Annotated in this window: 13 protein-coding genes and 1 rRNA gene; 11 read left to right on the top strand and 3 right to left on the bottom strand. The window is 73.7% G+C overall.

What is annotated here, in order from left to right:
- Positions 1–93: ribosomal RNA gene (rrf, locus tag ACFY3J_RS27230) — 5S ribosomal RNA — on the top strand; the annotation flags it as partial.
- Between the two features lie 80 nt (positions 94–173).
- Here rrf and ACFY3J_RS27225 read toward each other — a convergent pair.
- Positions 174–1,121, bottom strand: a complete 948-nt coding sequence (locus ACFY3J_RS27225) for a hypothetical protein (protein ID WP_390841922.1) — start codon at positions 1,119–1,121, stop codon at positions 174–176.
- Positions 1,122–1,358: 237 nt separating this feature from the next.
- Between ACFY3J_RS27225 and ACFY3J_RS27220 the strand changes: the two genes are divergently transcribed.
- Positions 1,359–2,162: a hypothetical protein gene (locus tag ACFY3J_RS27220; RefSeq protein WP_390841921.1), complete on the top strand. Its 804-nt coding sequence runs from the start codon at positions 1,359–1,361 to the stop codon at positions 2,160–2,162.
- Between the two features lie 87 nt (positions 2,163–2,249).
- Here the strand turns inward: ACFY3J_RS27220 and ACFY3J_RS27215 are convergent, their stop codons facing one another.
- Positions 2,250–3,542, bottom strand: coding sequence for a DUF1015 domain-containing protein (locus ACFY3J_RS27215; protein WP_384175092.1), 1,293 nt, complete (start codon positions 3,540–3,542; stop codon positions 2,250–2,252).
- Positions 3,543–3,615: 73 nt separating this feature from the next.
- Between ACFY3J_RS27215 and ACFY3J_RS27210 the strand changes: the two genes are divergently transcribed.
- Genes ACFY3J_RS27210 through ACFY3J_RS27195 form a run of 4 tightly spaced genes read left to right on the top strand, consistent with a single transcriptional unit; the run spans position 3,616 to position 7,709 of the window.
- Positions 3,616–4,641 (top strand): HAD-IIA family hydrolase, encoded by a 1,026-nt coding sequence (locus ACFY3J_RS27210; protein ID WP_390841918.1) that lies wholly within the window; start codon positions 3,616–3,618, stop codon positions 4,639–4,641.
- Positions 4,642–4,699: 58 nt separating this feature from the next.
- Positions 4,700–5,743 (top strand): FecCD family ABC transporter permease, encoded by a 1,044-nt coding sequence (locus ACFY3J_RS27205; RefSeq protein ID WP_384175096.1) that lies wholly within the window; start codon positions 4,700–4,702, stop codon positions 5,741–5,743.
- Positions 5,740–6,828, top strand: a complete 1,089-nt coding sequence (locus ACFY3J_RS27200; RefSeq protein ID WP_384175098.1) for a FecCD family ABC transporter permease — start codon at positions 5,740–5,742, stop codon at positions 6,826–6,828. The genes ACFY3J_RS27205 and ACFY3J_RS27200 overlap by 4 nt, the downstream gene beginning before the upstream one ends.
- A complete protein-coding gene (locus ACFY3J_RS27195; protein WP_390841917.1) occupies positions 6,825–7,709 on the top strand; it encodes an ABC transporter ATP-binding protein in 885 nt (294 codons plus the stop codon). Before ACFY3J_RS27200 ends, ACFY3J_RS27195 begins: the two co-directional genes overlap by 4 nt.
- Here the strand turns inward: ACFY3J_RS27195 and ACFY3J_RS27190 are convergent.
- Positions 7,693–8,040: an SCP2 sterol-binding domain-containing protein gene (locus ACFY3J_RS27190; protein ID WP_384175102.1), complete on the bottom strand. Its 348-nt coding sequence runs from the start codon at positions 8,038–8,040 to the stop codon at positions 7,693–7,695. The genes ACFY3J_RS27195 and ACFY3J_RS27190 overlap by 17 nt on opposite strands.
- Positions 8,041–8,082: 42 nt before the next feature.
- On the opposite strand from ACFY3J_RS27190, the gene ACFY3J_RS27185 reads away from it, so the two are divergent.
- From ACFY3J_RS27185 to ACFY3J_RS27165, 5 genes are all read left to right on the top strand, one after another.
- On the top strand, positions 8,083–8,409 hold the full coding sequence (locus tag ACFY3J_RS27185; protein WP_390841916.1) for a hypothetical protein: 327 nt from the start codon (positions 8,083–8,085) through the stop codon (positions 8,407–8,409).
- Positions 8,410–8,416: 7 nt separating this feature from the next.
- Positions 8,417–9,232 (top strand): TlyA family RNA methyltransferase, encoded by an 816-nt coding sequence (locus ACFY3J_RS27180; protein ID WP_384175106.1) that lies wholly within the window; start codon positions 8,417–8,419, stop codon positions 9,230–9,232.
- A complete protein-coding gene (locus tag ACFY3J_RS27175; RefSeq protein WP_384175108.1) occupies positions 9,229–10,134 on the top strand; it encodes an NAD kinase in 906 nt (301 codons plus the stop codon). The genes ACFY3J_RS27180 and ACFY3J_RS27175 overlap by 4 nt, the downstream gene beginning before the upstream one ends.
- Before the next feature lie 90 nt (positions 10,135–10,224).
- The gene (gene recN, locus ACFY3J_RS27170) at positions 10,225–11,976 is read left to right on the top strand and encodes a DNA repair protein RecN (RefSeq protein WP_384175110.1); all 1,752 of its coding nucleotides are present in this window, start codon (positions 10,225–10,227) and stop codon (positions 11,974–11,976) included.
- Between the two features lie 961 nt (positions 11,977–12,937).
- The gene (locus ACFY3J_RS27165; RefSeq protein ID WP_390841915.1) at positions 12,938–14,068 is read left to right on the top strand and encodes a glycosyltransferase family 4 protein; all 1,131 of its coding nucleotides are present in this window, start codon (positions 12,938–12,940) and stop codon (positions 14,066–14,068) included.
- The last annotated feature ends 1 nt before the right edge of the window (position 14,069 follow it).

Below are 14,069 nucleotides of genomic sequence, written 5' to 3'. Positions count from 1 at the left end.
ACGCCCGGTTACATTCCGAACCCGGAAGCTAAGCCTTACAGCGCCGATGGTACTGCAGGGGGGACCCTGTGGGAGAGTAGGACGCCGCCGAACAATCTTTGGAGGACCCCTGGTCACCAGCGTTCAGCTGGGACCAGGGGTCCTTTTCGCATTTCCCGTACAGAAGACAGGAGTCACCGATGTCCGCCAACTCTCCCGACGAGCGCCCGGAGCGCGGTCAGCACCGCCGGGACGGTGGTGACCGCGGTGACCGTGGCGGGTACCGCGGAGGACCGCGCCGCGATGACCGCCGAGGCTTCCGTCGTGACGACGACCGTAGCGGTGGTTACGGGCGGCGTGACGACCGTGGTGGTTTCCGTCGTGACGACAGGCCCGAGCGGGGCGATCGCCCCGAGCGGGGCGAGCGCGGGGATCGTGGCGGCTTCCGCCGCGACGACCGGCGGGACGACCGGCGGGACGGTGACCGCGGGGGCTACGGCCGTCGTGACGACCGCGACCGGGGCTTCCGCCGCGAAGGCGACCGCCCCACCTACCGCCGCGATGACCGCCGCGATGACCGGCGTGACGACCGGCGTGACGACCGGCGTGACGACCGGCGTGACGAGCGCCGTGATTTCGACCGCGGTGACCGCCGTGACGACCGCCGTAGTTTCGACCGCGGTGAGCGCCGCGACGACCGGGGCGAGCGCCGTGACGATCGCCGAGGCTTCCGTCGTGACGACGACCGTAGCGGTGGTTACGGGCGGCGTGACGACCGTGGTGGTTTCCGTCGTGACGACAGGCCCGAGCGGGGCGATCGCCCCGAGCGGGGCGAGCGCGGGGATCGTGGCGGCTTCCGCCGCGACGACCGACGTGACGACCGGCGGGACGACCGGCGGGACGACCGGCGGGACGGTGACCGCAGGGGCTACGGCCGTCGTGACGACCGCGACCGGGGCTTCCGCCGCGAAGGCGACCGCCCCACCTACCGCCGCGATGACCGCCGCGACGAGCGCCGTGATTTCGACCGCGGTGACCGCCGCGACGACCGGCGTGATGAGCGCCGCGACGACCGCCGCGACGAGCGCGGAGACCGCCGTGACGACCGCCGTAGTTTCGACCGCGGTGAGCGCCGCGATCACCGCCGTGACGACCGCCGGGACTTCGACCGCGGTGACCGTCGTGACGACCGCCGTGAATCCGACCGCGGTGACCGCGGCGGCTTCCGTGGCCGTGACGACCGTGGTGGGCGCGGCCCGCGTCGTGACGACCGGGGCGGGCGCCCGGGTGGCTTCCGGGGCGGCCGTGACGACCGGCGCGGCGGTGGGCGTTTCCGCGACGACCGGGACCGGGACCGGGAACGTGAGCCGATCAAGCGGCTGCCGATCCCGGAGGACGTCACGGGCGAGGAGATCGACAAGGACGTACGGCAGGAACTGCAGAGCCTGCCCAAGACGCTCGCCGAGGACGTCGCCAAGAACCTGGTGATGGTCGCCCGGCTCATCGACGAGGACCCCGAGGGCGCCTACGGCTACTCCAGGGTGGCCCTGCGCCTGGCGTCCCGTGTCGCCGCCGTACGGGAGGCGGCCGGGTTCGCCGCGTACGCGAGCCAGAAGTACGGCGAGGCGCTCGCCGAGTTCCGGGCCGCCCGGCGGATGACCGGGAACGTGGACCTGTGGCCCGTCATGGCGGACTGCGAGCGCGGTCTCGGACGGCCGGAGAAGACGCTGGACATGGCCGGGGCGCCGGATGTGCACAAGCTCGACAAGGCCGGGCAGGTGGAGATGCGGCTCGTCGCGGCCGGCGCCCGGCGCGACATGGGCCAGCTGGACGCGGCCATCGTGACGCTGCAGAGCCCCGAACTGGCCTCCGGCTCGGTCCAGCCGTGGACCGCGCGCCTGCGCTACGCCTACGCCGACGCGCTGCTCGCCGCCGGCCGGGACTCCGAGGCACGGGAGTGGTTCGCCAAGGCTGTCGAGGCCGACCGGGACGGCAGCACCGACGCCTCCGACCGGCTGGCCGAGCTGGACGGTGTGGAGTTCACCGACGCCCTCGACGAGAACGACGCGAACGACGCGAGCGACGAGACCGCAGCGAGCGACGAGACCGCCGAGACCGCCGAGAGTGACGACAACGGCGTGACCGGCGAGAGCGGTGACGCCGGCCCGGCCGGCAAGGACTGACGGACACCAGCGGCCGTCAGGCCGTCACGCCGGCCGTCACAGGCAGAAGGGCGGGCCCCGGTCACCGGGGCCCGCCCTTCGTCGTTTTCAGAGATCCAGTGCCCTCAGTACCAGTCCCGACGCCGGCTTGGGGCCGAACGACGTCGACTTGCGGGGCATCGTGACACCCTGGCGGGCCAGGTCGCGGACGACCTCCTCGCGGACCGGGTGCATCAGGACGGCCGTACCGCCGTCGCGTTCGGCCTTCTCCACGGTGGCGACCGTGTCGTGGATGTACGCGATGTGGGCCGGGGAATCCTCGGGGATGTGCCAGACGTGCTCGAGGAGCGTGGCGTGCAGGACGGTCGCGTCGAGGGTGCGCCAGGCGGCGGGGTGCTCCGCCGGGATCGTACGGGCCAGCAGGGCCGGGTCCGGGCGGTCCACGAGATGGAAGCTGCCGTCGCCGGCGAACAGGAAGGCGTTGCCCTCGCAGGCCGCGTCCGCGAGCACCTCCAGCGCTTCCGCCAGGGGCAGGTCCAGACGCCGTACGCGGAACAGGCCCTCCAGGGCGGACAGCGCGTCGGCGACCGGCAGGCCGTGCAGCAGGCGGTGGATGGCGCGAACCCGGAGCGGGTAGCGGGCCGTGTCGACCAGGAGGACCAGACCGTAGTCCCAGGCGCTGGGGGAGGGGTGCTCCGCGCGCAGCCGGCGGTAGGTCGCCCAGCGGTGATGGCCGTCGGCGATCAGGGCCTGGTGCCGGGCCAGGTCCCCCTGCACGCGGGCGAGATCGTCGGGGTCGGTGAGCGCCCACAGGCGGTGGCCGAAGCCGTCCTCGGTGGTCGTCGACAGCAGCGGCGGCCGCTCCGCGACGCGTTCGATGATCATGGTGGTGGCGGCGGTCGAGCCGTCGCCGCGGTAGGTGAGCAGCAGCGGTTCGAGATTGGCACTGGTCGCGCGCATCAGGGCGGCGCGGTCCGCGACCACGTGCGGCATGACGTCCTCGTGCGGCAGCACCACGCCCTCCGCCGGCTCCGACACGCGCAGCGCGCCGATCAGTCCGCGTTGCAGCATGCCGTCGCCGTCGCGCTGCTCGTAGACGTACAGGGCCGGTTCCGGGTCGGCGGCCAGGACGCCCTCGGAGAGCCAGCGGCGCAGGGTCTCCGCCGCCTGTTTGTTGCGGGCGCTGGGCGTTTCGGCCTGCGGCAGAATCAGCCGGACGATGTTGTACGGATCGGCCGACTGGAGGTGGTGCAGGCCGTCGGGCCGGACGACGACGTCGTACGGCGGGGACGTCACGGCGGCCAGGCTGCCGACCCGGTCGGGGTCGTAGCGCAGCCCGCGGAACGGGGTGAGTTCGAGGCCCGGGCGCGGTGTCGCCGGTGGGGGACCTGCTGTGTTCATCCCGGCATCGTACGTGTGTCAGGGGCGTGGGGGATGATCGGGGGAAAACGGGTTTCATGAGGAGAGATGCGGAATGACCCAGGGCGTCAGGACGAGGCCCGAAGGCAGTGCACAGGCCCTGAGCGAGGCGTACGACACGGCGCTGCTCGACCTGGACGGAGTGGTCTACGCGGGCGGCCACGCGATCGCGCACGCGGTCGACTCGCTGGGTACCGCCCGAGCGGGCGGGATGCATCTGGCGTACGTCACCAACAACGCCCTGCGCACCCCGGACGCGGTGGCCGCGCACCTCACCGAGCTGGGCATACGGGCGGAGGCGGCCGATGTGGTCACCTCCGCGCAGGCGGTGGCCCGGCTGATCGCGGACCAGGTGCCGCAGGGGGCGCGCGTGCTGGTGATCGGCGGTGAGGGGCTGCGCACGGCGCTGCGCGAGCGCGGGCTGGAGCCGGTCGAGTCGGCCGACGACGATCCGGCGGCGGTGGTGCAGGGTTACGGCGGTCCGGAGCTGGCGTGGGGGCGTTTCGCGGAGGCGTGCTACGCCATCGCGCGCGGGGTGCCCTGGTTCGCCTCCAACACCGATCTGACGATTCCGGGCGCACGCGGGATCGCGCCGGGCAACGGGGCGGCGGTCGAGGTCGTCCGGATCGCCACGGGCGCGGAGCCGCAGGTGGCGGGCAAGCCGCTGCCGCCCATGCACCGCGAGACGATCCTGCGCACCGGTGCCGAGCGGCCGCTGGTGGTCGGGGACCGACTGGACACCGACATCGAGGGCGCGTTCAACGGCGGGGTCGACTCGCTGCTGGTCCTGACCGGGGTGACCGACGGCGCGAAGCTGCTCGCCGCGCCCCCTCGGCACCGGCCGACGTATGTCGACGCTGACCTGCGGGGGCTGCTCACCGGGCAGCCGGAAATCACTCGGGAGGGTGACGGTTTTCGGTGCGGCGGGTGGACGGCGACGGCGGACACCGGTCTTGAGCTGAACGGCGACGGGGAGGCGCTGGACGGGCTGCGCGCGCTGTGCGCGGCGGCATGGACGGCGGGCGGCGAGGACGCGTGCGAGCTGGACGGGGGGAAGGCGCTGGCGCGACTGGGGCTCTGAATCCGGTGAGGCGCCGGGAACCGTCGAACCGGTGGAGAGGGTAGGCTAACCTAACCTCGTGTTGGTCGACAGTCCCCCAGAAGAGCGCGCGGCGGCCGCCGCCGCGCCCCCAACCCATCGAGGCGCGCGGGCCGTTGGGCTCCTCGCCTCCGTCGCGATACTGCTGCTCGTCGCCTTGGCGAGCATCGCGATCGGAGCGAAGGAGCTGTCCTTGGTCCAGGTCTGGCACGGCCTGTTCCAGGACTCGGGGACGTACGGCGACGTCGTGGTCGGCGAGCGGCTGTCCCGCACCGTCCTCGGCCTGCTCGCCGGATCGGCGCTCGGGCTGGCCGGGGCCGTGCTCCAGGCGCTGACCCGCAACCCGCTCGCCGATCCGGGCATCCTCGGCATCAACGCGGGCGCGTCCGCCGCCGTCGTCACCGCCATCACCTTCCTGGGCGTGACCAGCCTGAGCGGCTACGTCTGGTTCGCCTTCCTCGGCGCCGCGGCCGTGGGCGCCCTGGTGTGGTTCCTCGGCGGCAGCCGGGGCGCCACGCCCGTACGCCTCGCGCTCGCCGGAACCGCGATCGGCGCCGCGCTGTACGGCTACGTCCAGGCCGTGATGATCATGGACGGGGCGGCGCTGGGCAGGATGCGGTTCTGGACCGTGGGTTCCCTCGCCTCCGCCACGCCGGCGACCGTCATCCAGGTGCTCCCGTTCTTCGCGGTCGGCACGGTCGTCGCCCTGTTGCTGGCCCGGCCGCTCAACGCCATGGCCATGGGCGACGACACCGCCCGCGCCCTGGGCGCCGACCTGAACCGCACCCGGGCGCTCGCCATGCTCGCCGCGACCGTGCTGTGCGGGGCCGCGACCGCCGCCTGCGGGCCGATCGTCTTCGTCGGGCTGATGGTCCCGCACGTCGTGCGCTCCTTCACCGGACCCGACCTGCGCTGGATCCTGCCCTACGCCACGGTCCTGTCCCCCGTGCTGCTGCTCGGCGCCGACGTCGTGGGGCGGATCGTCGCCCGGCCCGCCGAGCTCCAGGTCGGGGTCGTCACCGCGATCATCGGCGGCCCCGTGTTCATCCTGCTCGTACGGCGGCGGAGGACGGCCCAGCTGTGAAGACCACCCGCACCCCCCGCCCCGTACGGGCCCTGCGCACCCCCGGCGGGCTGTCCCTGCGCATCGACGTTCGCACGTGCGCGGTCGTCGCCCTCCTGGTGCTGGCCGCGCTCACGGCGAGCGTCGTGCTGATCGGCACCGGAGACTTCCCGATCCCGGCCTCCGACGTGCTCAGGACGCTCGTCGGCCAGGGCGATCCGGGGCAGGAGTTCGTCGTCCGCGAACTGCGGCTGCCGCGCGTCCTCGTCGGTCTCCTGGTCGGCGGCTGCCTCGGCGTCGGCGGCGCGCTGTTCCAGTCCGTCTCCCGCAATCCGCTGGGCAGCCCGGACGTGCTCGGCCTTTCCCAGGGCGCGGCCGCAGGCGCGCTCACCGTCATCGTCCTGTTCTCGGGCAGCGCCACCGCGGTCACCCTCGGCGCGCTCGTGGGCGGCCTGGTCACCGGCGTGGCCATCTACCTGCTGGCCTGGAAGCAGGGCGTGCACGGGTACCGGCTGGTCCTGGTCGGCATCGGCGTCTCCGCGGTGGTCACCGCCGTCAACGGCTACCTGATCACCAAGGCCGACTTCGTGGACGCGGCCCGCGCGGTGGTCTGGATGACCGGTTCGCTGAACGGGCGCGACTGGACCCAGGTCGGACCGCTGGCCGTGCTGTGCGCCGTGGTCCTCCCGGTCGTCCTCGCGGGCGCGCGCGCCCTGCGGATCCTGGAGATGGGCGACGACATCTCCTACGCCCTCGGGGTGCGCGTCGAACGCGTACGGCTGCTGCTGATGGGCTGTGCCGTCCTGCTGGTCGCCGCCGCCACCGCGGCCGCCGGCCCCGTGAGCTTCGTGGCCCTGACCGCGCCGCAGCTCGCCCGGCGCCTCACCCTCCCCCGCTGCCTGAACGGCGCGGGAGGTGCCCCCACCCCGGGCCCCAACCTGGTGCCCTCCCTGTGCATGGGCGCCGCACTGCTGGTCACCGCCGACCTGACCGCGCAGCGGGCCTTCGGCGCCGACCAGCTGCCGGTCGGCGTGGTCACCGGCGTGCTCGGCGGGGTCTACCTGCTGTGGCTGCTGGTCACCGAGCGCAGGGCCGGGCGGATATGAGCGCCCGCAACAACGCAGTGAGCAACCGAAGGAGCACCGTGAACCGCCTGTCCGCCGACAACGTCACCCTCGCCTACGACCAGCGCGTCATCGCCGAGCAGCTGTCGGTGGAGATACCCGACAACTCCTTCACGGTGATCGTCGGCCCCAACGCGTGCGGCAAGTCCACACTGCTGCGGGCACTGTCGCGGATGCTCAGGCCCAGCCGGGGCCGGGTGCTGCTCGACGGGCAGGTCATCCAGTCGATGCCCGCCAAGAAGGTCGCCCGGACGCTCGGCCTGCTGCCGCAGTCCTCGATCGCGCCCGACGGGATCACCGTCGCCGACCTCGTGGGCCGCGGCCGCTACCCGCACCAGGGGATCCTGCGGCAGTGGTCCGCCGAGGACGAGCGGGTCGTGCGCGAGTCCATGGAACGGACCGGCGTCGCCCAGCTCGCCGAGCGGTACGTCGACGAGCTGTCGGGCGGCCAGCGGCAGCGCGTGTGGATCGCCATGGCGCTGGCCCAGCAGACGCCGCTGCTGCTGCTCGACGAGCCGACGACGTACCTGGACATCCAGCACCAGATCGACGTCCTCGACCTGTGCGCCGAACTGCACGAGGAGCAGGGGCGCACCCTCGTCGCCGTGCTGCACGACCTGAACCACGCCGCCCGCTACGCCACCCACCTCGTCGCCCTGCGCGGCGGCCGGGTCATCGCCCAGGGCGCGCCGAACGAGATCGTCACCGCCGAACTGGTGGAGGAGGTGTTCGGGCTGCACTGCCAGGTCATCGAGGACCCGGAGACCGGTACGCCGCTGGTGGTGCCGGCGGCGCGCGCGGCCCGCGCGCGTGCGGCGGCCCACGGCGCTGCCGCCGGCCTGGCCGCTACAGAAGCTTCGTGAGCCGCATCAGGTCGAACAGGCTCGCCTGGAGCTTCACCCGCCCCGATCCCCAGGCCTTGGCGAACGCCAGCTCCCCGCCGACCAGCGCGAGCAGGTCGTCGCCGGTCATGGCGAGCCGGATCTCGGCCTTCTGGGGCGGCGGGCCCTGAACGGTGTCCCGCACCTCTATCCGGCCGCCGACGAGGCGGCCCAGGAAGGTGACGTCCAGATCCTTGATGTGGCAGCTCACCGAGCGGTCCAGGGCCGCCGCCTCGCGGGCGTCCCCTTCCGCTGTCGCCATGTTGTCGGAGAGTCTTTCGAGTGCGCTGCGGCACTCCTCGATCGTTGCCATCACCACCGACGTTACCCCAGGGCTTCGCGGTAGCGTCTGGGCATGAGCGACTCTGTGACCGGGACGGAGGTCCGGGAGGAGGCGGCGGACCCCGAGGGGGAGGCCCCACCGCCCGGCGGCGAGGCGGCCGACGCGACCGGCGGGCACGACCCCGCCCCGCTGCTCGTGCCCCGCCCCCCCACCGGCGACGCCCGTGTCGACGCGGCCCTGGAACGGCTCGGTGACGCCGATCACCTCGCCACGGACGGACACCTCGAGGTGTACGAGGATGTACACGGGGGGCTGCGCGACGCGCTCACCGCGCTCGACGCCCGTCCGGCACCTCCGGCGCCCCCCGCGCAGTCACCGCCGTACCGACACAGGAGCTGAACCGAACGTGGCAGGAGTCGCACGCCGCCGTCTCGACGCGGAGCTGGTCCGCCGGAAGCTCGCACGCTCGCGCGAGCACGCCGGCCAGCTGATCGCCGCAGGGCGGGTCACCGTCGGCAGGACCGTCGCGACCAAGTCCGCCACCCAGGTGGAGACCGCCGCCGCCATCGTCGTCGCCGCCGACGACAGTGACCCCGACTACGTCTCCCGGGGCGGGCACAAGCTGGCCGGCGCGCTGAAGGCCTTCGTACCACGCGGGCTGGTCGTCGAGGGCCGGCGGGCACTGGACGCCGGCGCGTCCACCGGAGGCTTCACCGACGTGCTGCTGCGCGCGGGCGCCGCACACGTCGTCGCCGTCGACGTCGGATACGGACAACTCGCCTGGACTTTGCAGAGCGATGAACGCGTCACCGTCAAGGACCGTACGAACGTACGCGAGTTGACGCTCGAAGCGATCGATGGGGAGCCTGTGGATCTTGTCGTGGGGGATCTGTCCTTCATCCCGCTCGGCCTGGTGCTGCCCGCCCTGGTGCGGTGCGCGAAGCCGGACGCCGATCTGGTGATGATGGTCAAGCCGCAGTTCGAGGTGGGGAAGGAACGGCTGGGCAGCGGGGGCGTCGTACGGAGTCCGCAGCTGCGGGCCGAGGCCGTGCGGACCGTGGCCGGGAAGGCGTGGGAACTGGGACTGGGGGCCGAGGGCGTCACCGCCAGTCCGCTGCCCGGACCCTCCGGGAACGTCGAATACTTTCTGTGGCTGCGTGCCGGGGCGCCCGCCCTGGACCCGGCCGATGTTGACCGCGCAGTGGCGGAGGGGCCGCGTTGACACAGACCCAAGCTCGAACCGTTTTCCTGCTGGCCCACACCGGCCGGTCGGCCGCCATCCGCAGTGCCGAGCTCGTGGTCAAAGGGCTGCTGCTGTCCGGCATCGGCGTACGCGTCCTGGAGGCCGAGGCACGCGACCTGCCGCTGCCGGACGAGGTGGAGCTCGTCAAGGAGGCCACCCCGCAGTGTCTCGACGGGTGCGAGCTGCTCATAGTGCTGGGCGGTGACGGCACCCTGCTGCGCGGCGCGGAGTTCGCCCGCGCCTCGGGCGTGCCGATGCTCGGGGTCAACCTCGGGCGGGTCGGCTTCCTCGCCGAGGCCGAGCGGGACGACCTCGACAAGGTCGTCGACCGGGTGGTCAGCAAGGCGTACGAGGTCGAGGAGCGCATGACCGTCGACGTGGTCGTGCACCGCAACGGGGACATCGTGCACACCGACTGGGCGCTGAACGAGGCGGCCGTGCAGAAGGTGTCCGCCGAGCGGATGCTGGAGATCGTGCTCGAGATCGACGGGCGTCCGGTGACCGGGTTCGGCTGCGACGGCATCGTCTGCGCCACCCCCACCGGGTCCACCGCGTACGCCTTCTCCGCCGGCGGGCCCGTGGTGTGGCCGGAGGTGGAGGCGCTGCTGGTGGTGCCGATCTCCGCGCACGCGCTGTTCGCCAAGCCCCTGGTGACGTCGCCCGACTCCGTGCTGGCCGTCGAGGTGCTGCCGCACGTCCCGCCGGGCGTGCTGTGGTGCGACGGGCGGCGCACGGTCGAACTGCCGCCCGGCGCGCGCGTGGAGGTGCGCCGCGGAGCGGTACCGGTCCGGCTGGCCCGCCTGCACCACGCGTCGTTCACGGACCGCCTGGTCGCCAAGTTCGCGCTGCCGGTCTCGGGGTGGCGCGGGGCGCCGCACTAGGACCGCCGTCCCGGGACACGGGTGGACGGGCGTGCCCCGGGTGCCCCTCTATGGGTGGGGTGGCGTCGCACGACGCGACCAAAACCTCGTATGGTCGTGGTCGTGTTGGAGGAGATGCGGATACGGTCACTCGGAGTGATTGACGACGCGGTCGTCGAGCTGTCGCCGGGGTTCACCGCCGTCACCGGTGAGACGGGTGCGGGCAAGACCATGGTGGTCACCAGTCTGGGACTGCTGCTGGGCGGACGCGCGGATCCGGCGCTGGTGCGGATCGGCGCGGGTAAAGCGGTCGTGGAGGGGCGGGTCACCGTACCCGCGGACGCCTCCGCCGCCGTACGGGCCGAGGAGGCCGGCGCCGAGCTCGACGACGGGGCGCTGCTGATCAGCCGTACCGTCTCGGCCGAGGGCCGCTCCCGGGCGCACCTGGGCGGACGGAGCGTGCCGGTGGGGCTGCTCGCCGAACTCGCCGACGAACTGGTGGCCGTTCACGGGCAGACCGACCAGCAGGGACTGCTCAAGCTGTCCCGGCAGCGGCAGGCGCTCGACCGGTACGCGGGCGACGCCGTCGCCGTGCCGCTCGCCAAGTACGCCGAGGCCTACCGCCGGCTCCGCGTCGTGACCGCGGAGCTGGACGAGATCACCACGCGTGCGCGTGAGCGGGCCCAGGAGGCCGACATGCTGCGCTACGGCCTCGACGAGATCGCCGGGGTCGAACCGCGGGCCGGGGAGGACACCGAGCTGGCCGAGGAAGCGGAGCGGCTCGGCCACGCCGAGGCGTTGTCCGCCGCCGCGACGGCCGCGCACGCCGCTCTCGCGGGCAATCCGGAGGACCCCGAGGGCATCGACGCGGCCACGCTCGTCGCGGGCGCCCAGCGGGCCCTGGAGGCCGTGCGGTCGCACGATCCGGCGCTGGCCGCGCTCGCCGACCGCATCGGCGAGATCGGCATCCTGCTCGGCGACGTGGCCGGGGAACTGGCGGGATACGCCGACGACCTGGACGCCGATCCGCTGCGGCTGGCGGCGGTGGAGGAGCGGCGGGCCGCGCTCGGCGCGCTGACCCGCAAGTACGGCGAGTACGAGAAGGGCGTCGCCGCCGTACTCGCCTGGGCCGAGCGGAGCGCCGCCCGCCTCACCGAGCTGGACGGCGACGACGAGCGGATCGGGGAGCTGACCGCCGAGCGGGACGCACTGCGCATCGAACTGGGCGGTCTGGCCCAGGCGTTGACGGACGCCCGGACGGAGGCCGCGGAGCGGTTCGCCGCCGCCGTGACGGCGGAGCTGGCCTCCCTGGCCATGCCGCACGCGCGCGTGTCGTTCGACATCCGGCAGACCGAGGACCCCGAGGGCGTCGAGGTCGGCGGCCGTGCCGTCGCCTGCGGGCCGACCGGCGCCGACGAGGTCGAACTGCTGCTCGCCCCGCACCCCGGGGCGCCGCCCCGGCCGATCGCCAAGGGCGCCTCCGGCGGTGAGCTGTCGCGCGTGATGCTGGCCGTCGAGGTCGTCTTCGCCGGGACGGATCCGGTGCCGACGTATCTGTTCGACGAGGTCGACGCGGGCGTCGGCGGCAAGGCGGCCGTGGAGATCGGGCGGCGCCTGGCCCGGCTGGCGAAGAGCGCCCAGGTCGTCGTCGTCACCCACCTGCCCCAGGTCGCCGCCTTCGCCGACCGGCAACTGCTGGTGGAGAAGACCAACGACGGCTCGGTGACCCGGTCGGGCGTGAAGGTGCTCGAGGGCGAGGACCGCGTCCGGGAGCTGTCCCGGATGCTGGCCGGCCAGGAGGACTCGCAGACGGCCCGGGCACACGCCGAGGAACTGCTCGCCGCGGCCCGGGCGGACGCCTAGGAAGTGCATGGGGTGGCGAAATGATCTCCCGCGCCGCCACCTCGCGCACACATCCCCCCACACCACCGGCCGGACGCGAGCGTTGGTGCCGCAAGCACCACGCGGGACGGCCCATCGGGCGGCACACCGGACCGGCGACGGCCTGTCCGGGGTCGGACGGGTGTGGTCCGTGGTGGGTCTGGGGATGGCGGCTGCGTGTGCCGGTTCGGCGACGGTGGCTGTGGCTGTGGCTGTGGCTGAGGTTGGGGTTGGGCGCGTGCGGCCCGAGGTGGCTTTGGCGGTGTCGGCCGTTGGAAGTCGCGGGGGCCACGACGACGTCGACGGTGGCTCGCGGCGCGGCTTCCGGGCGTGCCTTGCCGCCCTGCGGCGCGGTGAGGTCACCCGCGGGACGGTCGAGCCACCGCGGATCCCCGCCGCAGGGGCGCGACCGAAGGAAAGGCCGCTCGACGGGGTGGCGATCGCGTGCGTCGTCACACCCCTCCTGGACGTGCGGCCCGGTCGGTTGGCCGGCGCGGTGTTCGCGCCGCCGCGCGGTGGACGGGGCGCCGTCGGGGGAGTCGCCGCGGCGGTGCTGCCCCGCGCGCTCGGGGAGCGGGTGGTGAGCGGTGGTACGGGAGCGCACGCCCTTGGCGTGGCGCCGTCGCGTGCGACGGGCGCGGCGGACCGGTCGCGTACGCCCTCGCGGTGGCCGCCGCTCCCGCGCATGGGGAGAAAGTGAACGCGCCGAGGGCGATGCCGACCCGCCGGTTTCACTCTTACGGGTGATCCGGCGTCAAGCTGTCGAACCGTTCCCGCAGGCGCCCGGCACCCCGCGCCGACCCGGAACACCCGTACGTACTGGCATCCTTGGACGCCGGGGGCAGTGAGCCGGGACAGCATGTGCGGCTTTGTACCCCGGCTCGATACCTTCTGTACGTTTCCCCGTGACCCTCCCGATGCCGAACCCAGGAGCCCCGGCCGCGTGAGCCCCGTGAGCAGCCACGTATCGCACGGTCAGTCGACGCTGCGCACCGTGCAGGTGCTGGGCGGAGGCAGCGCCGGCAGCAGCGCGCACGTGCGGTCGCTGGCCGCGGGCCTGGTCGCCCGGGGCGTGCGGGTGACGGTGTGCGCCCCCGCCGAGGCCGACCGCGCCTACTCCTTCACCGGCGTCGGCGCCCAGCACGTGCACGTGCCGCGCAGCAGCGACCCGGTGTCCGTGGCCGCGCTGCGCACGGTCTGCGCGGACGCCGACCTGGTGCACGCGCACGGGCTGCACGCCTCCTTCCGCGCCGTGCTGGCGCTCAGCGGCCGCAGCACGCCCCTCGTGGTGACCTGGCACAACCACGCGCACGCCGAAGGGGCCCGCGCGCACCTGATGCGGCTGCTGGAGCGCCGTGTGGTCAAGGCCGCCACCGTCGTGCTCGGCACCACCTCCGAACTCGTCGACCGGGCCCGCGGCAGGGGCGCGCGGGACGCCCGGCTCGCCGCCGTCGCGGTGCCCCGGCCGACCGCCGGATATGAGCACCCGGACCGTTCATGCTCCAAGGTGCGGGCCGAACTCGGCGCCATCGACCGGCCGTTGCTGATCGCCGTAGCCTCCCTGGACCCGGGCCGCGGCCACGAGCTGCTGCTGGACGCGGCCCGCGCCTGGCGCCTCATCGAACCCGTGCCGCTGCTCGTCGTCGCGGGGGAGGGGCCCCTGCGTGCGGAGTTCCAGCGGCGGATCGAGGACGAGGAACTGCCGGTCCGGCTCCTCGGGCGGCGGGACGACGTCGGCGAGCTGCTCGCCGCCGCCGACCTGGCGCTGCTGCCCAGGAGCTGGGAGGCCCGCTCCGTCCTCGCCCAGGAGGCCCTGCACGCGCGGGTGCCGCTCGTCGCCGCGCGGACCGGCGGCATCCCCGAACTCGTGGGCGACGCGGCCGAACTTGTACCGGACCAGGACGTGGACGCGTTCACCGGCGCCGTCATACGGCTGCTCGGCGACCCCGAACGCCGCGAGGCACTGCGGGACATGGGCACCCGGCAGGCCGCCACCTGGCCCACCGAGGACGACACGGTCGCCCAGGTGCTCAGCGTCTACGACGAGTTGACCCGGCCCCGGCCGCTGACCTGAC

Source organism: Streptomyces sp. NPDC001231 (assembly GCF_042896885.1).
GTDB lineage: Bacteria > Actinomycetota > Actinomycetes > Streptomycetales > Streptomycetaceae > Streptomyces.
The sequence above is the reverse complement of the archived record's forward strand: the minus strand, read 5'-3'. Positions and strand labels throughout refer to the sequence as shown.